Origin of the sequence: Chitiniphilus purpureus, from assembly GCF_025642115.1 — a bacterium.
Classification (GTDB): domain Bacteria; phylum Pseudomonadota; class Gammaproteobacteria; order Burkholderiales; family Chitinibacteraceae; genus Chitiniphilus; species Chitiniphilus purpureus.
This window is the reverse complement of sequence record NZ_CP106753.1, coordinates 3,651,557-3,670,273: the sequence shown is the minus strand read 5'-3', so window position 1 is coordinate 3,670,273 and position 18,717 is coordinate 3,651,557. Positions and strand designations below refer to the sequence as shown.

The 18,717-nt window shown below is 66.2% G+C and carries 16 protein-coding genes; 8 read left to right on the top strand and 8 right to left on the bottom strand.

What is annotated here, in order from left to right; genetic code table 11:
• Positions 1-59: 59 nt before the first annotated feature.
• Both N8I74_RS17035 and mltG read left to right on the top strand, forming a co-directional pair.
• Positions 60-2,027 (top strand): ATP-dependent DNA helicase, encoded by a 1,968-nt coding sequence (locus tag N8I74_RS17035; RefSeq protein ID WP_263124363.1) that lies wholly within the window; start codon positions 60-62, stop codon positions 2,025-2,027.
• On the top strand, positions 1,984-3,060 hold the full coding sequence (mltG, locus tag N8I74_RS17030; RefSeq protein ID WP_263124362.1) for an endolytic transglycosylase MltG: 1,077 nt from the start codon (positions 1,984-1,986) through the stop codon (positions 3,058-3,060). Before N8I74_RS17035 ends, mltG begins: the two co-directional genes overlap by 44 nt.
• An 87-nt stretch (positions 3,061-3,147) precedes the next feature.
• Here mltG and N8I74_RS17025 read toward each other — a convergent pair whose 3' ends face one another.
• The 4 genes from N8I74_RS17025 to N8I74_RS17010 all read right to left on the bottom strand — a co-directional run bounded on the left by N8I74_RS17025 (position 3,148) and on the right by N8I74_RS17010 (position 9,041).
• Positions 3,148-3,948, bottom strand: a complete 801-nt coding sequence (locus N8I74_RS17025; protein WP_263124361.1) for an amino acid ABC transporter permease — start codon at positions 3,946-3,948, stop codon at positions 3,148-3,150.
• Positions 3,949-4,116: 168 nt separating this feature from the next.
• The gene (locus N8I74_RS17020; protein WP_263124360.1) at positions 4,117-4,866 is read right to left on the bottom strand and encodes a basic amino acid ABC transporter substrate-binding protein; all 750 of its coding nucleotides are present in this window, start codon (positions 4,864-4,866) and stop codon (positions 4,117-4,119) included.
• Between the two features lie 235 nt (positions 4,867-5,101).
• The gene (locus tag N8I74_RS17015) at positions 5,102-5,914 is read right to left on the bottom strand and encodes an HDOD domain-containing protein (protein WP_263124359.1); all 813 of its coding nucleotides are present in this window, start codon (positions 5,912-5,914) and stop codon (positions 5,102-5,104) included.
• Between the two features lie 142 nt (positions 5,915-6,056).
• Positions 6,057-9,041, bottom strand: coding sequence for an Rne/Rng family ribonuclease (locus tag N8I74_RS17010; protein ID WP_263124358.1), 2,985 nt, complete (start codon positions 9,039-9,041; stop codon positions 6,057-6,059).
• A gap of 604 nt (positions 9,042-9,645) precedes the next feature.
• Between N8I74_RS17010 and N8I74_RS17005 the strand changes: the two genes are divergently transcribed.
• Genes N8I74_RS17005 through motD form a run of 5 tightly spaced genes read left to right on the top strand, consistent with a single transcriptional unit; the run spans position 9,646 to position 13,422 of the window.
• Positions 9,646-10,611 (top strand): RluA family pseudouridine synthase, encoded by a 966-nt coding sequence (locus N8I74_RS17005; RefSeq protein WP_263124357.1) that lies wholly within the window; start codon positions 9,646-9,648, stop codon positions 10,609-10,611.
• Positions 10,611-11,267 carry an HAD-IA family hydrolase gene (locus N8I74_RS17000; protein WP_263124356.1) on the top strand — a complete coding sequence of 219 codons (657 nt, stop codon included), beginning with the start codon at positions 10,611-10,613 and terminating at the stop codon, positions 11,265-11,267. Before N8I74_RS17005 ends, N8I74_RS17000 begins: the two co-directional genes overlap by 1 nt.
• Positions 11,264-11,644, top strand: coding sequence for a Rieske (2Fe-2S) protein (locus N8I74_RS16995; protein ID WP_263124355.1), 381 nt, complete (start codon positions 11,264-11,266; stop codon positions 11,642-11,644). Before N8I74_RS17000 ends, N8I74_RS16995 begins: the two co-directional genes overlap by 4 nt.
• Before the next feature lie 29 nt (positions 11,645-11,673).
• Positions 11,674-12,609 (top strand): S49 family peptidase, encoded by a 936-nt coding sequence (locus tag N8I74_RS16990; protein WP_263124354.1) that lies wholly within the window; start codon positions 11,674-11,676, stop codon positions 12,607-12,609.
• Positions 12,610-12,624: 15 nt separating this feature from the next.
• Positions 12,625-13,422 (top strand): flagellar motor protein MotD, encoded by a 798-nt coding sequence (motD, locus tag N8I74_RS16985; RefSeq protein ID WP_263124352.1) that lies wholly within the window; start codon positions 12,625-12,627, stop codon positions 13,420-13,422.
• Positions 13,423-13,677: 255 nt separating this feature from the next.
• On the opposite strand, the gene N8I74_RS16980 is transcribed toward motD, so the two are convergent.
• Both N8I74_RS16980 and N8I74_RS16975 read right to left on the bottom strand, forming a co-directional pair.
• The gene (locus tag N8I74_RS16980; protein WP_263124351.1) at positions 13,678-14,091 is read right to left on the bottom strand and encodes a DUF411 domain-containing protein; all 414 of its coding nucleotides are present in this window, start codon (positions 14,089-14,091) and stop codon (positions 13,678-13,680) included.
• Positions 14,092-14,313: 222 nt separating this feature from the next.
• Positions 14,314-14,637, bottom strand: a complete 324-nt coding sequence (locus N8I74_RS16975; protein WP_263124350.1) for a hypothetical protein — start codon at positions 14,635-14,637, stop codon at positions 14,314-14,316.
• A gap of 129 nt (positions 14,638-14,766) precedes the next feature.
• Here N8I74_RS16975 and N8I74_RS16970 point away from each other — a divergent pair, with 129 nt between their 5' ends.
• Positions 14,767-16,527, top strand: a complete 1,761-nt coding sequence (locus N8I74_RS16970; RefSeq protein ID WP_263124349.1) for an ATP-binding protein — start codon at positions 14,767-14,769, stop codon at positions 16,525-16,527.
• Between the two features lie 17 nt (positions 16,528-16,544).
• On the opposite strand, the gene N8I74_RS16965 is transcribed toward N8I74_RS16970, so the two are convergent.
• Together N8I74_RS16965 and N8I74_RS16960 are read right to left on the bottom strand one after the other, a co-directional pair.
• Positions 16,545-17,426 carry an AraC family transcriptional regulator gene (locus N8I74_RS16965; protein ID WP_263124348.1) on the bottom strand — a complete coding sequence of 294 codons (882 nt, stop codon included), beginning with the start codon at positions 17,424-17,426 and terminating at the stop codon, positions 16,545-16,547.
• A gap of 142 nt (positions 17,427-17,568) precedes the next feature.
• Positions 17,569-18,582, bottom strand: a complete 1,014-nt coding sequence (locus N8I74_RS16960) for a porin (RefSeq protein WP_263124347.1) — start codon at positions 18,580-18,582, stop codon at positions 17,569-17,571.
• Between the last annotated feature and the right edge of the window lie 135 nt (positions 18,583-18,717).

The following is an 18,717-nucleotide window of genomic DNA, read 5'->3' as shown; positions in this document are numbered from 1 at the left end:
GGCGCGGGCGCCCGGGGTGCGCCTGCTACAATGACCGCTTTGCCAAAACCCGCCTTGCCATGACCATCGAGGATGTCTTCGCCGCCGCCGGCCCGCTGGCCGCCGCCTTTCCCGGCTATTGCGCACGCCCGCAACAGCTGGCGATGGCGCAGGCGGTGGACAAGACCATCCGCGAGCGCGGCCGTCTGATCGCCGAGGCGGGCACCGGCACCGGCAAGACCTTTGCCTATCTGGTACCGGCGCTGTTGAGCGGTGGCAAGGTCATCCTCTCGACCGGGACCAAGACGCTGCAGGACCAGCTCTACGCCCGCGACCTGCCCATGGTGCGCGAACTGCTGGGCGTGCCGGTCACCATTGCGCTGCTCAAGGGGCGTGCCAACTATGTCTGCCACTACCATCTGGAGCGCACCCGGCACGAGGGTCGCTTCCTGCGGCGCGAGGATATCGCCGACCTGCAGAAGGTGGAGCGCTACGCCAAGCTGACCCAATCGGGTGACAAGGCCGGCTGCGCCGGCGTGGCCGAGGACGCGCCGATCTGGGCGCATGTGACCAGCACCCGCGACAACTGCCTGGGCACCGACTGCCCGAACCACAAAGAGTGCTTTGTGCTCAAGGCGCGCAAGGAAGCGCAGGAGGCGGACGTGGTGGTGGTCAACCACCACCTGTTCTTCGCAGATGTCTGGCTGCGCGATGAAGGGGCGGGCGAGCTGCTGCCGGCATGCAATGCCATCATCTTCGACGAGGCGCATCAGTTGCCCGAGGTGGCGAGCCTGTTCTTCGGCGAGACGGTCACTTCCGGCCAACTGATCGAACTGGCGCGCGATGCGCGCGCCGAGGCGCTGGTGGTGGCCAAGGACTACGTGCGGCTGCCGCAGGCGGCCGAGGCACTGGAAACCGCGGTGCGCGATCTGCGCCTGGCGTTCCGGCCCGAACCCGCCCGGCTGCCGCAGCATGAGCTTGCCGGGCGCTTTCCGGACTACGAGGTGAAGCTGGCCGCGGTGCTGGAGAAGCTCGCCGCGCTTGAAGGCGAACTTGCCGCACAGGCCGAGCGGGATGAAGCGCTGCAGAAGTGCCATGAACGCGCACTGGCGCTGCGCGAACTGGTACAGCGCTGGCAGGGTGGCGACGACGAGACGGCGGTGCACTGGATCGATCTGACCGCGCATGCGTTCCTGCTGCATGCAACGCCGCTCAATATCGCCGAACTGTTCCGCAAGCAATTGGGTATCGGTCAGCGCGCCTGGGTCTTTGTCTCGGCCACGCTTGCGGTCAATGGTCAGTTCACGCACTTTCAGCATGAGCTGGGGTTGTGGGACGCCGAGACCGCCACCTGGGACAGCCCGTTCGACTACAAGCAGCAGGCGGTGCTGTATGTGCCGCGCGACATGCCCGAGGCCAACGCACCGGGCTTTACCGCCAAGGTGGTCGAACGCGCCTGGCCCTTGCTGCAGCTGACGCAGGGGCATGCCTTCCTGCTGTTCACCAGCCTGCGTGCCATGCGCGAGGCGCACGAACTGGTGCTGCAGCAGCTTAAGGATGCCCGGCTCGACTGGCCGGTGCTGCTGCAGGGGCAAGGCAGCCGCACCGAGCTCCTGGACCGCTTCCGCCGCTCGCCCAATGCCGTGCTGATCGCCAGCCAGACCTTCTGGGAAGGCATCGACGTCAAGGGCGAGCAGCTGTCGCTGGTGGTGATCGACAAGTTGCCGTTCTCCCCGCCGGATGATCCCGTGCTCTCGGCGCGTATCGGTCAGATGCAGAAGCAGGGGCGCAACGCATTTGTCGACTACCAGCTGCCGCACGCCGCCATCACCCTCAAGCAGGGCGCCGGCCGGCTGATCCGCGACGAGACCGATACCGGCATCCTGATGATTGCCGATACGCGTCTGGTCGACAAACCCTATGGCAAGCTCCTGTGGAAAAGCCTGCCCCCGATGTTCCGCTCGCGCGAACTCGATACCGTCAAACGCTTCTTCGAGGTAAAACGTGGCCGCCCGCAAGACCACCCCGCAAGCCAATCCGAAACCTAGAGCGCGCCGCGGCGCCGGCCGGCGGCCGGGGAGCGGGGGGGGATTCCTGCGCGCGCTGCGCAATCTGGCATTACTGTCGCTGCTGGGCGTGCTGGCGGTGACTGCCCTGGGCTACTGGTACGTGACACGGCCGCTGCCATTGGCCTATCCGGTCACGGTGACCATCGGCCCGGGTTCGGTGCGTGCGACCGCGGCACAGCTGGCGCAGCAGCGCGTCATCGAGCTGCCGATCGCATTCCGGCTGCTGGCGCGTCTCACCGGCGAGGATACCCGGCTGAAGGCCGGGGTGTATGAGCTCAAGCAGCCGATCTCGATGCTGGACCTGTTGGGCAAGATCGCACGCGGCGAGGCGAGCCAGATCGCGTTCACGGTGATCGAAGGCTGGAGCTGGCGCGAGCTGCGCAGCGCGCTGGCGCGCCAGAACCGGCTCAAGCCCGAAGCCACGCTGATGAGTGACGCCGAGCTGCTGATGGCACTGGGCATTGATGCGCCGGCGTTGGAAGGACAATTCTTTCCCGACACGTACTACATCGCCATCGGGGCAAGCGATCTGCAGCTCCTGACGCGCGCGCACCAGCGCATGCGCGACAAGCTGGCCGCCGCCTGGCAGGCGCGGGACCCGCAGACACCGCTCAAGTCGCCCTACGAAGCGCTGATCCTCGCCTCCATCGTCGAAAAGGAAACCGGCAGCGAGGTCGATCGGGCGATGATCGCTGGCGTGTTTAGCAATCGCCTGCGGATCGGCATGCGACTGCAGACCGATCCGACGGTGATCTACGGCCTTGGCACCGCCTTCGACGGCAATATCCGCAAGCGGGACCTGCAGGCCGATACACCCTACAACACCTATACCCGTGCCGGCCTGCCGCCCACGCCGATCGCCATGCCTGGTGTTGCGGCGCTCATGGCCGCGGTGCGCCCGGCGCCGTCCAAGGCGCTGTATTTCGTGGCGCGCGGTGACGGCAGCTCCCATTTCTCGGAGACGCTGCAGGAGCATAACCGTGCGGTCGACCGCTATATCCGGGGCAAATGAGGTCCATGCTGCCCGGGCCCGGCCAACGGTGCAGCTGCTTGGCGCCAGGATAGGAAGGGCAGGGCGCAGCGACCCGGGCGGAGCATGTCAATGGATGCCGCCGCTGGCCTTGAAACGGCGTTCCATCGCCTGGACCCCCCAGGCCATCAGCATGGTCAGCACCAGGTAGATGAAGGAAATGGCAAGGTAGGGCTCCCAGTAGCGCGAGTACGTGCCGGCTACCGTCCGGGCGGCGTAGGCCATTTCCGCAAGGCCGATGGCGGACACCAGCGAGCTGTCCTTGAGCAGCATGATGGCCTCGTTGCCCAGCGGCGGCAGCATGCGTCGGAAGGCCTGCGGCACGATGATATGGCGCATGGTCTGCCAGTAGTTCATGCCGAGCGAGCGGCTTGCTTCGAACTGGCCTTTGGCGATCGACTGGATGCCGGCACGGAAGATCTCGGTGATATACGACCCGGCATTGAGGGTGAGCGCCACGAGGCCCGACAGAAAGGCGCCGTAGTCCTGGCGCAGCGTGCCTGCAAGCTCGCCGGTGATCAGCAGCCCATGCTCCGGATGCACCAGCAGCGGCATCAGCGCGAAGTGGATCAGCAGGAGCTGCACGAACAACGGGGTGCCGCGGAAGAAGGCGACATAGGCCGTGGCCGGCCAGCGTACCAGGATGCGCAGCGGATACTTCCACGGCCCATGCGGCACTTCCGCCAGCCGCGCCATGCCCATCACTAGGCCGATCAGCGTGCCGAGCACCACCGCCAGCAGCGTGACCAGCAGCGTCATCTTCATCCCTTGGACAAAGAGGTCGCGGTATTCCCAGACGATCTGCAACTGAAACTGCTCGAATGCCGGTACCGTTTGCTGCACCTGCTGCCAGAACGCGATGAAATCCATGCTGATGCCTTGAGGCCGAAAAAACGACGCGCCGGCAGACCGCGGCGCACGTCAAGGCCGACGCGAGCGCGGCCACCGTGGGTGGGATGTAAAGACCGCCGTGTAAAGAAAAGAAGCGCAACCGGATCGCAGGTTGCGCTTCGGGGCGACGCCGGGGGCGCAATCCGGTCAGCGGCCGAAGTACTTCTTGTAGATCTGATCGTAGGTGCCGTCGGTCTTGATGACGGCAAGCCCGCGGTTGATCCTGGCCAGCAGCGCCGCGTTGCCCTTCTTCACGGCAAAGCCGTAGTACTCCTTGGTGAAGCTCGGGTCGTCCAGTGTCTTGAGCTTGCTGCCCTTGTTGTGCGTGATGAAGTTGACGACCACGCCGTTGTCGGCGACCACGGCATCGACCCCGCCTGCAAGCAGCTCCTGCAGCGCGAGTGGCGTCGACTCGAAACGCTTGATGTTGGGGTTGGTCTTGCCCAGCAGCTTCTGTACGACCTCGTCGCCGGTGGTGCCGGTCTGCACGCCGACCTTCTTGCCTTTCAGGTCGGCGAACTTGCCGATGGCGCTATTCGCCGCAACGGCGATCAGCTGCTTGGCCTCGAAATACGGGTCGGAGAAATCCATGCTGCGTTTGCGTTCGGGCGTGATGGTCACCGCCGAGGCGACAATGTCGCGGTCGCCCATGGCCAGCGTGGCGAAGATGCCTTCCCACGGGGTGTTGTGGAACTTCACCTTGAAGCCGGCCTTGGCGGCGGCGGCGCTCAGCACGTCCACGTCGAACCCCACCACTTCCTGCTTGGCGTTGAGCGACTCGAACGGGGCGTACGCAGCATCGGAGGCCACTTGGTAGACCTTGTCGGCGGCGAAGGCACTGCTGGCCAGACAGACGCTACCCAGCAGGCAGACGAATAGACGACGGGTGATGGACATGGGGAGCCTCCTCGGGACGGTTGCCGCGGACCGGTTGTAAGATTTTGCTGTGCGCAGACTAGGCAGGGCGGGCAAAACCGCCAATTAGGTTTTACCCGTAACGGCCGCGCGCAGCCATGACCTTACTCAAACCGCGAGGCAGCAAAGCGGCGTGATGCATTGCCAGCGGCATCTGCAGCGGCCTGCCTTGCCCAACGGCGGTGATGAAGGCCGATCGCTGCGGCTGTGTACGAGCCTAGACCAGGATGTCCTCGACTTCCCGGCCGGAGTGCAAAAGATCATCCAGGCCAGTCGCCAACTGCTCGGGAGTCAGGCCCAGGCTTGCCAGCACTTCCGGTGGCAGCAGGGCTACGGTCTCAGACGGGTCCTGCCCCACCGGGGCCTGGCTGAGCACCAGGGCGCCTTGCAGCACGCCTGAAAGACGGCTGCCCGGCGGTGTGCCGTGCTGCTCGGCCAGCGCAAGCTGGATGTTCTCCGGGAAGTTCCAGCGCCGTGCCAGCTCGGCGCCGAGCCGGATGTAGTCGAAGCCGATGTTGTTGATCTGTAGCTGGACCCGGTCGCCGCCATTGGCCACCGAGCGGTCGATCTTAGCCGCAATATCGGGCTCGACCACGCGGATCAGCAATTCACCGATGTTGTGCAACAGGCCGCAGGTGAAGCCGGTGTCCGAACTCTCGCCCACCCAGCGTGCCAGGGCGCGTGCCACGGCGGCCACCCGCAGGCTGGCGCGCCAGAAGCCGCTGCGATCGAACCCGGGGGTGTTGACGAAGGCCCCGGTCACCCCGGCGGCCACCACCAGCGTGCGCACGGTATTGAAGCCCAGCACAATGATGGCCTCGTGCACCGAGCCGATCTGGCGGCTGGCACCGAAGTGCACCGAATTGGCAAGCCGCAGCACCTTGGCCGTGATCACCTGATCCAGCGAAATGCGGCTGGCGATATCGCCGACGTTGATCTCATCCTGACCGAAACTGTCGATCAGTTCCTGCACGATACGGGGAATGGTGGGCAGCTTGTGAGTCTGCTCGAAGACATCATCGATTCGCATTGCGTCCTCCGCCGGTCGGGCCCGGCCAGGATGTGGTTCAGGGGTCATGCTAGCCCAGCCGGTTCCTATCGGCCATGTTAGTTGCAGCAATAAAAAAAGAAGCCGTCGCACTGCGACGGCTTCCTCATTGCATAACCCCGCCTTAAGGCGCGCGGGTTTCCACCTGGGTGAGCGGTGCATCGCTCGGCGTGGTCTGCGTTGCCGCGGCATTGCGCCGGGTGCGCGGCTTGGCGGTCTGCGCCGCCGCGACGGCGTCCACGGCGGCATTGTCGGCCCGGGTCTCGACCAGTTGCAGCGGTTCGGCCTGCTGCGCACCTTCCTGCGGGCGTGCCACATCGCGCCGACGGCGGCGCGGAGCTTCCGTCACCGGTTCGCTGACCACCAGTTGCGACAGATCGTCGCGGGTGGCCACCATCACCAGTCCGGCTTCTTCGGGCGAGCCGACATCCAGTGCCGGTGCAGCGGGTGTGGCCTCGAACACCAGCGTGGCCTGGGCCGGGGGGGCGGCGGTTTCAAGCGCCGGTACCGGTTCAGCCGGCATGGCGGCCGGTTCGACGACCTGCGCCGCAGGCGCTTCATCTGCCGGCACCTCATCGGTGACCACTGCTGCTGCGGTGTTGGCCGTTGCAGCAGGTTGGTCCGGTTCGGTGACCGGCGCCGCTGCGACAACGGGTGCGGCAGGGGCGGCTTCCGGTGCCGCTGCCGGCGGGACGGCAACGTCCACCGGGCTGGGCTCGGCCACGGTCGTCGTCGGCGTGTCCGCCTGCGTCGCAATGGCGTCATCGGTTTCGGCCGCGCCGGCCTCGATCATGCGGGTGTCGCCGGTCTCGCCGTCGGTGGCTTCATTGCGCTCGCGGCGTTCGCCGCGCCGACCGCGGCGACGGCGGCTGCGGCCTTCGCCGGCTTCCGTTGCCGCGTCGGTGCCCGGCACGTCCGGTTCAGCATTGACGACCGGTACCACGGCGGCAGCCACTGCGGTCGGCTCGGCAGGGGGCGCCACGGGGGCGTTTTCCTGCCGGGGCGCACGCTCAGCGCGGTTCTGGCGCGGCTGGCGCGGTTCGCGCGCGGCGCGCGTCTCAGCCTGCTGCGCGGCTTCCTGGGGCTGGCGCTCCGGACGTTCCTGGCGCTCCGGACGTTCGGCGCGTTCCTGCTGGCCCCGTTCCGGGTTGCGTTCCTGGCCGCGTTCGTTACGGCCGGCACGCTGGGTGCGGTTGCCCTGGTCTTCCTCGATACGCGGCTTGTTGCCGGTGCGGCGCTCGTTCGGCTGGCGTTCGCTGCGCTCTTCGCCGTTGCGCTCGCCACGCGGGCTGCGTTGGCTGCGCTCGCCACGCTCGTTGCGTTCATTGCGCTCGCGGCGCTGGCCGTTCTGGCCCTTGGCCGGCTGGGCACGCTTCGGCTCCGCTGCCACCGGTTGCGGTTCACCGGACCCGGTGAGCCAGCCGATGAAGCGCGACCACAGCGAGGGCGCTGCCGGCGGGGTGGGGCTGGGCTGCGGATTGTCGCGGGCCGAGATCGGTGCCGGCTGCGCAGGGGTGACGCCCTTGACCGCGGCTTCCGGGCGCTTGGCCTGTTCCTCCTTGGCACGGCCGGGCTGGTAGCCCTCCTCGGGCGGGACTTCCATCATCTTGTACGACGGCAGCACGTCCTCGATCATGTTCAGATCGTCGTGACGCAGCCGGGTCAGGCTGTAGTTCGGGGTTTCGAGGTGGATGTTGGGAATCAGGACCACCTCAACCTTGAGCCGTGCCTCGATCGCGTGGATCTCGGCGCGCTTTTCGTTGAGCAGGAAGGTGGCCACGTCGACCGGCACCTGCGCATGCACCGCGCCGGTGTTCTCCTTCATCGCCTCCTCCTGCATGATGCGCAGGATGTGCAGCGCCGACGATTCGATGCCGCGGATCACGCCGGTGCCGTGGCAGCGCGGGCAGGCGATGTGGCTCGTCTCTTCCAGGCTGGGCTGCAGGCGCTGGCGCGACAATTCCATCAGCCCGAAACGGCTGATCTTGCCGGTCTGTACCCGTGCGCGGTCGAAGTGCAACGCCTCGCGCAGCCGGTTTTCCACCTCGCGCTGGTTCTTCGGGTTTTCCATGTCGATGAAGTCGACGACGATCAGGCCACCGACGTCGCGCAGACGCAGCTGGCGGGCAATCTCATCGGCCGCTTCGAGGTTGGTCCTGAGTGCCGTCTCCTCGATGTCGCTGCCCTTGGTGGCCCGCGCCGAGTTGACGTCGATCGAATACAGCGCCTCGGTCTTGTCGATGACAATGGCGCCGCCCGACGGCAGCGTGACTTCGCGCGCATAGGCGCTTTCGATCTGGTGTTCGATCTGGAAGCGCGAGAACAGCGGTACGTCATCCTGGTAGTACTTCACGCGGCCGACATTGCCCGGCATCACGTGGCTCATGAACTGGCGCGCCTGTTCATAGATGTCGGCCTTGTCGATCAGGATTTCGCCGATCTCAGGCTGGAAGTAGTCGCGGATGGCGCGGATGACCAGGCTCGATTCCTGGTAGATCAGGAAGGCGCCGTTCTGCGAAGTGGCGGCGCCTTCGATGGCCTTCCACAGTTGCAGCAGGTAGTTGAGGTCCCACTGCAGTTCCTCGACCGAGCGGCCGATGGCGGCGGTACGGGCGATCAGGCTCATGCCGGACGGGGTTTCGAGCTGGTCGAGCACCGCGCGCAGTTCCTGGCGTTCGTCGCCTTCGATGCGGCGCGAGACGCCGCCACCGCGCGGGTTGTTGGGCATCAGCACCAGATAGCGGCCAGCCAGGCTGATGTAGGTGGTGAGGGCGGCGCCCTTGTTGCCGCGCTCGTCCTTCTCCACCTGCACGATCACTTCCTGGCCTTCGCGCAGCAGATCGGCCACGCGGCCGCGGCTGCCTTCACCTTCGCTCATGTAGGAGCGGGCGATCTCCTTGAAGGGCAGGAAACCGTGGCGTTCACAACCATAGTCGACAAAGCAGGCCTCGAGACTGGGCTCGATACGGGTGATGACCCCTTTGTAGATGTTGGACTTGCGTTGCTCCTTGCCGACGGTCTCGATGTCGAGGTCGATCAGTTTCTGACCATCGACGATGGCCACGCGCAGCTCTTCGGCCTGCGTGGCGTTGAACAACATTCTCTTCATGAAAAGGCTCCTGCACGCACTCCAACGGCAGGGAGCCCCGGCGCGCAGGCGCCAGCAACCCGGATCGATCGCAGTGGCGGGAGCCGGAAATCGATCACCGGCCCCCAGGCAATGGGGTGAGAGGCGGGTTGTGGTGTGCGAGATGTCCTTAAAGGCGCGCTTGAAGGCGCGTATCGGAGCCGGGGTCACCAGGGCTGGCTGCGGCGCGAAGGGCGCGGCGGGTGCGTCAGCCTGGCATCCACGTTCTTGCTGCGTGGCCTGCACCATCAGGCGCCAGGCCGCGCGGCGTAAACCGTGCGAGTGCGTTACGTGTACAAATCAATTACCATCGCTACTTTTTTGCGGTGAGCAAGGCTTAACCGCTTCCCGGACCGGGGCCGACCCGGACGCGCCGCTGCGAGACCCGCGCACGCACTCCCGTGAAAATGCCGATAAGCGGCGCCGGAAGGGGTACTGATAAAGGTACGGCGGGAGAGTAATCGCTGGCGTATGCGGCCGGAATGGCCAAAGAACGGGAAAAACGCGCTGCAACACGAAAGCGGCGAGGTTCGAAGAGCGAGCCCGTTCCGACCGCGTTGCAGCGTGCAACAGAGTATATGTCAAGATGTCACAGACTAGCAAAGCGTCCGTTTCCTTTATTACGATCGGTCAGGAGGACGCCGGGCAGCGGCTGGACAATTTCCTGCTGCGCGAGCTCAAGGGTGTGCCCAAGAGCCGGGTGTACAAGCTGATCCGTGGCGGTGAGGTGCGGGTCAACAAGGGGCGTGCCGACGCCACCTACCGGCTGCTTGCCGGTGATCTGGTGCGGGTGCCGCCGGTGCGTCTGGCTGAGCGGCCGGACACGGCACCGGCCGAGGCTGCAAGCGGGCGCATCGATCTGCCCGTGGTGTACGAGGACGAGGCGCTGCTGGTGGTGGACAAACCTGCCGGCCTCGCGGTGCATGGGGGATCGGGCGTATCGTTCGGCGTGATCGAGCTGTTGCGCGCACAGCGCCCGCAGGCCAGGTTTTTGGAGCTGGTGCACCGGCTGGACCGCGAAACCTCCGGGCTCCTGCTGGTGGCCAAGAAGCGCAGTGCGCTCACCGCCCTGCACGAGGTGCTGCGTGACGGGCATGCGATCGACAAGCGCTATCTGGCCCTGGTCAAGGGCGCATGGCCGGATGAGAAGCGCCACCTGCGCTACAAGCTGTTCAAATACACCACGCCCGAGGGCGAGCGCCGGGTACGCGTGGCGCCTGATGGCCAGGAGGCGCACACCATCGTCTACCGACGTCGCGTATGGCGCGATTGTGCGTTGCTCGAGTGCGAGCTCAAGACCGGGCGCACCCATCAGATCCGCGTGCATCTGGCCAGTGCCGGCCATCCCATCCTCGGCGATGAAAAATACGGTGATTTCCCGCTCAACAAGGCGTTGGTCCGTACTGGCCTCAAGCGCATGTTTCTGCACGCATGGCGGCTGATGTTCGCGCATCCGCTCACCGGCCAGCCGCTGACACTGGAGGCGCCGCTGCCGCCGGAACTGACGCAATACCTCACCGCGCTCGACGCGAGCCAAGCCAAGGAAGCGTAATGCCCAAGCCTTTTGATCTGCTCGTCTTTGACTGGGACGGCACCTTGATGGATTCCACCGCCACCATTGCCCAGGCGATCCAGCGTGCCTTCGCCGACGTGGGCCTGCCGGTGCCCAGCGATGTCGAGGCGCGCTACGTGATCGGCTATGGGCTGAGCGAGGCGATGGCCCATCTGGCGCCACAGGCCGATGCCGCCACCATCGAGCGCATCGTCGCCGCCTATCGCCACTATTACCTGGCGCAGGATCAGGCCCTGGTGTTGTTCGATGGGGTGCGCGAGTGGTTGCCCAGGCTGCGCGAAGCAGGCTATCTGCTTGCGGTGGCCACCGGCAAATCGCGGGTCGGATTGGAGCGCGCGCTGACCCACAGCGGTCTGGGGGCCCTCTTTGACGTGACCCGCACTGCGGATGAGGCTTTTTCGAAGCCGCATCCGGCAATGCTGCACTACATCCTCGACTACCTGTCGGTGGCGCCCGAGCGGGCGCTGATGATCGGCGATACCACCCATGATCTGCAGCTGGCGCAGAACGCGGGCACCGCCAGCGTGGCGATGACCTATGGCGCGCATCCGCTCGATCAGATGCTGTTGCTGGCACCGGTCAGGCATTTCGACGATTTCGACGCGCTGGCGCGCTGGTTGTGGGAGGCGGCATGACCCAGAGTGACCCGCTGATCGCACCGGGCGGCGTGATCTGCGACGCCCAAAGGCTGGTCGAACGCGGCCTGGGGGTGCGCTTCGCGATTGAGTATGCCGGTGAGCGGCGCCAGGCATTCGCGGTGCGGTTTCAGGGCCGGGTGTACGGTTATCTGAACAGCTGTGCCCATATCCCGATAGAGTTGGACTACCGGGCCGGCGATTTCTTCGATCTCTCCGGTGCTTATCTTGTCTGCGCTACCCACGGCGCCTACTATGCCCCCGAGAGCGGCCTATGTCTGGGCGGGCCCTGCCCGGGGCGCAGTTTGACCCCAGTGTGCTTGCAAGAGCGCGATGGTCAAGTGTATCTGGCCGGGGAACCCGCTGTTTTCGATTAACCGCAATCCCTCTATCGAGATCTGGAAATATGCAAGACAACTGGGAACGTCAGGCACTGACCGAACTGCTGCAGGCCGGGATCAAGGAGCAGCGCAGTGCGCGGCGCTGGAGCATCTTCTTCAAGCTGATCGGCTTTGGTTATCTGTTCGTGTTGCTGGCGCTGGTGATGGGATGGGCCGGCGAGCGCAGCGCCGAGGAGGCCGCACGCGGACCGCATACCGCGCTCGTCAACCTGGAGGGCGTGATCCAGGCCGGCGGCGAAGCCGACATCGGCGTGGTGGTGCAGGGCCTGCGCGACGCCTTCGAGGACGACAACACACGGGGCGTGATCCTGCGTGTGAACAGCCCGGGCGGCAGCCCGGTGCAGGCCGGGCAGCTGCACGACGAGATGCTGCGCCTGAAGCGGCAGTACCCCCGCACCCCGCTCTATGTAGTGGTCGAGGATATCTGCGCCTCGGGCTGCTATTACAGCGCCGTGGCCGCCGACAAGATCTATGCCGACAAGGCCAGCATCGTCGGCTCGATCGGCGTACTGATGGACAGTTTCGGCTTCACCGGCGCGATGGAGAAACTCGGCGTGGAGCGCCGGCTGCTCACCGCCGGCGAGAACAAGGGCTTCCTCGATCCGTTCTCGCCGTTGACCGAGGTGCAGCGCGCCAAGGCGCAGCAGATGCTGGGCGAGATCCATGCGCAGTTCATCCAGGTGGTCAAGAACGGGCGCGGCAAGCGCCTTGCCAACGATCCGGATCTGTTCTCCGGGCTGGTCTGGAGCGGTGAAAGAAGCGTGCAGCTCGGGCTGGTCGATGGCCTGGGTTCGGTGGGCAGCATCGCCCGCGAGGTGGTCAAGGCCGAGGACGTGGTCGACTTCACGCCGCAGCCTGACTACCTGGACCGGCTGGCCAAGCGGGTAGGGGTGGCGGCAGCCGCGCACCTGGGCGCCCGCCTCGACCTGAATCTGCGCTGAGCCCGAGGCGCGGCGATGGCCCGGCGCAGGCGTCCTGAAGAGCACGAAAACCACGAGCGCTGGCTGGTTTCGTATGCCGACTTCATCACGCTGCTGTTCGCGTTCTTCGTGGTGATGTATGCGATCTCGTCGGTCAACGAGGGCAAGTACCGCGTGCTGTCCGATTCGCTGGTCAATGCGTTCCGCAACAATCCGTCGGCTGAGATGGTCACGGTGCGTTACGAGCAGGCGGCTGGCAAGCCGCGGCAGGTGGTGGCGTTGCAATCGTCGTCCCAGCCTGCCAGTCCGGCACTGCAGGAGGAAACGCGGCGCATGCGCGGCATGGCCGGTGATCTGCGCGCCGCGCTCGGACCGCTGATCAACCAGGGCAAGGTACGGGTCACCCAGTCCCGGCGCGGCATCGCGGTGGAGATCAGCGATTCGGTGCTGTTCAACACCGCGCAGGCCGAGCTGCAGCCGGACTCGGTGGCGGCGCTGACGGCAGTGGCCCAGCTGCTGCGCGCCAATGACAATCTGATCCAGATCGAAGGCCATACCGACAACCAGCCGATCCGCTCGCAGCAGTATCCATCCAACTGGGAACTGTCGGCCGCCCGTGCCGCGTCGGTGGTGCGCTTGTTCGCCGAGGAAGGGGTGGCGCCGCAGCGCATGGTGGCGTTGGGATACGGCGAATACCGGCCGGTGGAGTCCAACGACCGCGACAGCGGCCGCGCGCGCAACCGGCGCGTCACGCTCAATATCCTCGCCGACAACCGCGACGAGGTGTCGGTGCTGCCCACCGATGCACCGCGACCCCAGGCCGCCTCACAGTAATGCGTAGAACGACTGGCGCGACGCGCCGGGATGGCGGCAACGCATATGGCGCCATCGCCATCTGCCGGCGCGACCGCGATCCGGTCTGGACCCGTACCGTGCTACACCGTCATCAGCTGCCGGATGCGCCTGGCGGCGGCCGGCCCTGGGGCCGGACCGCTCCTTTCGCCGTGCTGAGTGACCTGCCGGCAACCGCGCCGGCCTGCATCGTACACGCCGCCGGTACGGCGCGGCGTCGCGATGCCGGAATGGGGGTCAGTACTTCCCCCAGTCCTTGATCTGGCCGCTTCTGGTGATTGCCACCACCGGCAGCGTGCCCGGCGTATGCGTGCCCATGCCGGGCGAGGTGGCCGGCATGCCGGGCACGGCGATGCCGCGCAGGTCGGGTTTCTCCCGCAGCAGCTTCTTGATGGCGCTGACCGGTACGTGGCCTTCCACGGTATAGCCGCCGATGACCAGCGTATGGCAGCTGGCCGCACCGGCGCTGCCGTAGCGGTGCTTGATGGCATCCATATCGTCGCGGTTTTCCACCTGGGGGCGGATGCCGTTCTGGTTGAGGTAGGTGACGTAGTCGGCGCAGCAGCCGCAGGTGGCGCTCTTGAACAGCTGGGCCGGCGCGGCCTGGGCCAGGCCACTTGCCAGCAACAGGGTGAGAACGATGGATTTCATGCGATTACTCCAATCTGGGCCCGGCCGGGGGCCGGGCAATGGCGGGCTTGGGGCATGCAGGCCACCTCGCCCATCGGAAATGCCGGCGCCGACGTTGCCCAACAGGGCAGGCAGTGCGGCGCGGTGCCTTGCAACGGCTGCGATACGTTGGACGCAGGCCAGCGGCGCGGACCGCCTGCCCGCACAGCGCGGGTCGCGTGCACGGCGCCACGTATCGGCGTTTCAGCCCGCGATGGGGGGGCGGAACGGCAGGCGGCACTCGGCCGAGGTCAATTGCAAGGGGCCGGTGGCAGGCATGGCGGTGGCGCCGGGAGACGCGTGCTGCGGCATGACCTGCAGCGGTGGGTGGCAGGCGCATTGGGTGCAGTCGGCCTGGTCCTGCGCCCGGGCCGCGTCATGGTCGGCCGGATCGGGGATCTCGGCAGCGGCTTGGCACTGTGTGGCGTGCACTGCAGCGCTGCTTTGCAGCCGCGGTGCCGCCAGTGCCAGGCTGTGCAGCGGCAGCAGGCAGATCAGCAGCAACAGGAGGCAGCGGTGCAGGGGCATGGCGGATAGAGCGGGACAGGGAAGACAAGTTGCATGGGCAGGCCCGACGAAATTAGCCGGTTCGCACAAGGCTGGCAAGCCGCGCGCCGCGATGTACTCTATGAGCTTCTACCTCGTTGTCTGCCCCGGATGAAGCGTCTGCGCCAGGATCCCGAAGTCATACTGCATACCACGCGCCTGCTGTACCGCAATGCCGCGTTGGGCCAGGCCGCCACCTTTCTGAATGCATCGCTGTTGGCCTATGCCCTGTGGTGGATCGAGCCGCAAGGCGCGATCCTGATCTGGTGGAGCACGGTGACGGTGATCGCCGGCTATCGCTTCTGCCTCGCCCGGCGCTTTGACCAGCACAATGTCACCGTCGCCCAGGCACCCGAGTGGCGGCGCCAATACCTCATCGGCACGATATTCGCCGGCATCTGGTGGGGCGGCGGCGGGTTGTACTTCATGTATGGGTCGCCCGAGACCGTCCGCTATTTCATCGCCTTCCTGTTCTCGGGCATGGTGGCCGGTGCCGTCCCCATTCTCGCGCCGGTGCTGCCGGCGCTGGTGTGGTTCGCGTTGACGCTGGTGCTGCCGGTGGCATTGATGGCGGCGCTGGACGGCACATCGCTGGGAATGACCTTCGGCCTGATGTGCCTGCTGTTCCTGTTCGCCGTGTTGAAGAGTGCCAGCTACTTTCATCAGGTATTGATCGAGAGCTTTGCGCTCTCCAGTGAAAAGAGCCGGCTGGTGACCGACCTGCAGCGGGCCAAGGTACAGGCCGAGGAGGCCAGCCACGCCAAGGGCGAATTCCTGGCCAACATCAGCCACGAGATCCGTACCCCGATGAATGGCATCCTGGGCATGGCACAGCTGCTGGCCCGGCATCCGCTCGATCCGGCGCTGCGTGAGCAGGTGGAGATCCTGCGCGGATCGGCGGATGCGCTGCTGACATTGGTCAACGATGTGCTCGACCTCTCCAAGATCGAAGCCGACCGCTTCGAACTCGATCCCGCACCATTTGCCCCGGCCGAGCTGATGGCGGACCTGCAGCGCATGTTCGATCCCTTTGCCCAGGCGCGCGGCGTGATCCTGTCCTGCACACTGGCCGACAACGTGCCCGCCTGCCTGCAAGGAGACGTCACGCGGCTCAAACAGGTGTTCGTCAATCTGCTGGGCAATGCATTCAAGTTCACTGCGCAAGGGCAGGTCAGCGCCTACGCCGAGGTGGTACGACAGAAGGACGGCGGCTATCTGTGGCAGGCCGAAGTGCGCGACAGCGGCATCGGCGTGCCGATCCATCTGCGCGAGCGCATCTTCGAGCCGTTCCTGCAGGGCGACAGCTCCATCACGCGTGAGTACGGCGGCACCGGGCTGGGGCTTTCCATCGTCGCGCGGCTGGTGGGGTTGATGCAGGGACGCATCTGGGTGGAGGACAATCCGGGTGGCGGCAGCATCTTCCGTTTCTATGTCCGGCTCGCCGCGGCGACACGCGCGCTGCCGGCGCCGGGCAGCGAGGTGGCGGCGCTGCGGGTGCTGCTGGTCGAGGACAACCCGGTCAACTGCATGGTGGCCGAGCGCTTTCTGGCGCTGGGCGGGCACAGCGTGACAGTGGCGACCAACGGGGTCGAAGCGGTGCAGGCGGCCGAGACGCAGCATTTCGACCTGATCCTGATGGATCTGCAGATGCCCGAGCTTGGGGGCATCGAGGCCAGCCGGCTGATCCGTGCCTACGAGGCGGCCAACGGCCAGCCGCGTCAGCCCATCGTGGTGCTGTCGGCCAATGTGCATGAGGCCGACCGGCGGGCCTGCCAGCAGGCGGGGATCGACGACTACCTGGAAAAACCGTTGCGGCAGGACAGGCTGGAAGCGCTGCTGGCGCAGGTGGCGGCCCGCCGTGGCGCGCAATAGGCCATAGCCTTGGCTGCTCAGCCCAGGGTGAGCGGCAGGTAGAGTGCGATGCAGCGCATGTCGTCCTGCGTGCAGTCGAAGTCTTCGAGCATCGGGCGGCGGGGGTCGATGGCAAAGCGCCCCTGGCGCGGCCAGCTGTCCACCAGGCTGCGCCAGCTCAGGTAAGGCTCGCCCGGCTGCAGCCGCCGCACCGCGTACAGGCCGCTGAACAGCCGGGTGTGGCCCAGCGTCGGCAGGGCAACATAGCCCGGTGCCACCGGTACGCAGACGTCGTAGCAGGACTCCTGCGGGCCGCGCAGGTGCAGCAGATCGTGCCGGGCGCCGATGAAGCGCGGCACCGGCACGGGCGAGGCGCGCAGCATATCGATCACCGTCGGCTTGAGCGCGGGACCCCATAGGCCGCGCAGCCGCCGGTACACCACCGGCTGCTCGGGCACGATTTCGAGCCGGATGCTGTTCGGATCGACCCGACGCACCTGGCTGGCGTCGTACTCCGCGCCGCGTGCGCTGTCGTCGCGCGGGCAGCCTGGCCTGCGCCAGGCCTGCCCGTCGCTCCAGTCCTGCCAGCCACCGGCGCGCCAATCGCGTGCGCTCATGCCGAACAGGCGGCGGAAACCCTTGGCAAAAGAGCTGGCGTACTCGAACCCGCACTGAGCGGCCAGGTCGGCCACCGGCAACTGCCGATCGGACAGCAACTGGTAGGCGGCGGCGAAGAAGCGGCGCTTGCGCAGGAAGTCGAACGGTGCTTCGCCCACTTCCTCTTCGAAGGCGCGTACGAAATGCCAGGTTGAGTAGCAGGCCCGGGCCGCCAATTCATCCAGCGTCAGGGCCTGGCCATAGCGGGCGTTGATGCAATCGACGGCGCGTTCGATACGCACGGTGCGGTGACGGCTGTGCATGGCAGCTCAGGCAAAGGGCGGCGCCCTGGGTTGCAAAAGGTCCCGGCCATGATGCACCGGGGCTGCCACTGTGGCTGTACCGGGGTTGCCGGCTTGGCCGGGCACCCTGGCAATGACATAACGGGTGATGTGGTTGGTGGACTCAGAAGCCGGTCCAGGTGCCCACCAGCACGCGGGCGCTGTCGTCCTCCGAGGCCTGCCTGCCATCGAAGCCGAAGCCTGCCGCGGGATTGGCGCCGTCGAACCGCTGGTAGCGCACCTGCATGAATGCCTCGCTTTGCCTGGAGAGCGTATAGGTCCATTGCGCGGCGATCTGCTGCACGCCGTCGTTCACCTTGCCGCCGTTGAGCGTGCTGTCCAGCATCTCCTGGTAGCCCAAGGACAGGTTGTGTTTGCCCAAGGTGTAGGCGGCGCGCACCAGGAACTGCTCCTGTTCGCGGTCGGCACCCGGCGCGGACAGCCCGGTGCTGCGATAGGCGCCGGCGAACTGCCAGCCGTTGTCCAGCAGGTAGCGAGCGCCCAGCAGCCAGTAGCTGTTGTCAGTCCCCGCGGCGTAGCTCAGACGGTGGCCATTGCCGTTGCCGGCAAATGCGGTGGTCGCATCCCGGGTGCCGTAGTAGCCCGCATTCACATGCAGGCCGCCGTTGCTGTAGTTGGCGGTCAGGTCGAAGGCCTGGCCATCCTTGCCGCCCAGCCCCAGATCGTACTGCGCCGCAAAGCTCAGACCATTGAGGTTGGGAGAGAAATAGGAGATGAAATCGCCCCCCACGGCAACCACCGTATCGGCCATGAGATTGCCCAGCCCCTTCACGCCATAGGGCCAGTCGGCCAGCAGGTAGGTGTTGGAAAACTGGTTGCCAAAGCGCAGCTCGCCCCAGTTGCCGCTGTAGCCGATCCAGGCTTCACGGTTGCCCCAGGAGTCGAAGCGGTAGTTGGTGGCCACCTTTTGCGCCAGGCGCCACTTGAGCATATCCCCGGTGTCGAGTTGGTCTTGGCCGTGCACATTGATCACGATGGCGATCTCTTCGTTGAACGTGTCCGGGCCACTCAGGTAGAACAGGTCCATCTCGGCCGAGCCGCTGATCGAGACGTCGGCCAGCGCCGGTGTGGTGACGCAGGCGGCCACGGCCCCTGCCAGAAAAATGCGTTGAATCATGGCGTTATCCTCTGTGTGATTCACCAGCCCTGCAAAGTCGGGCTGTCGGATCAGCGTAACGCCACGGGCAATCGTGGCTGCGGTGCCGGCCCGCCGCAGCGCAAGCGCGGACAAAGCCCGGCCCATCAACGCAAA

Excerpts from the sequence above, each read along its gene's own strand:
- N8I74_RS17015 (WP_263124359.1), bottom strand. The coding sequence starts at position 5,914 with ATGCGAATCGATGATGTCTTCGAGCAGACTCACAAGCTGCCCACCATT.
- N8I74_RS17000 (WP_263124356.1), top strand. The coding sequence starts at position 10,611 with ATGCCCAAGCCTTTTGATCTGCTCGTCTTTGACTGGGACGGCACCTTG.
- N8I74_RS16970 (WP_263124349.1), top strand. The coding sequence starts at position 14,767 with ATGAAGCGTCTGCGCCAGGATCCCGAAGTCATACTGCATACCACGCGC.
- N8I74_RS17005 (WP_263124357.1), top strand. The coding sequence starts at position 9,646 with ATGTCACAGACTAGCAAAGCGTCCGTTTCCTTTATTACGATCGGTCAG.
- N8I74_RS17025 (WP_263124361.1), bottom strand. The coding sequence starts at position 3,948 with ATGGATTTCATCGCGTTCTGGCAGCAGGTGCAGCAAACGGTACCGGCA.
- N8I74_RS17020 (WP_263124360.1), bottom strand. The coding sequence starts at position 4,866 with ATGTCCATCACCCGTCGTCTATTCGTCTGCCTGCTGGGTAGCGTCTGT.
- N8I74_RS16990 (WP_263124354.1), top strand. The coding sequence starts at position 11,674 with ATGCAAGACAACTGGGAACGTCAGGCACTGACCGAACTGCTGCAGGCC.
- N8I74_RS16975 (WP_263124350.1), bottom strand. The coding sequence starts at position 14,637 with ATGCCCCTGCACCGCTGCCTCCTGTTGCTGCTGATCTGCCTGCTGCCG.
- N8I74_RS16960 (WP_263124347.1), bottom strand. The coding sequence starts at position 18,582 with ATGATTCAACGCATTTTTCTGGCAGGGGCCGTGGCCGCCTGCGTCACC.
- motD (WP_263124352.1), top strand. The coding sequence starts at position 12,625 with ATGGCCCGGCGCAGGCGTCCTGAAGAGCACGAAAACCACGAGCGCTGG.
- N8I74_RS16965 (WP_263124348.1), bottom strand. The coding sequence starts at position 17,426 with ATGCACAGCCGTCACCGCACCGTGCGTATCGAACGCGCCGTCGATTGC.
- N8I74_RS17035 (WP_263124363.1), top strand. The coding sequence starts at position 60 with ATGACCATCGAGGATGTCTTCGCCGCCGCCGGCCCGCTGGCCGCCGCC.
- N8I74_RS16980 (WP_263124351.1), bottom strand. The coding sequence starts at position 14,091 with ATGAAATCCATCGTTCTCACCCTGTTGCTGGCAAGTGGCCTGGCCCAG.
- N8I74_RS17010 (WP_263124358.1), bottom strand. The coding sequence starts at position 9,041 with ATGAAGAGAATGTTGTTCAACGCCACGCAGGCCGAAGAGCTGCGCGTG.
- N8I74_RS16995 (WP_263124355.1), top strand. The coding sequence starts at position 11,264 with ATGACCCAGAGTGACCCGCTGATCGCACCGGGCGGCGTGATCTGCGAC.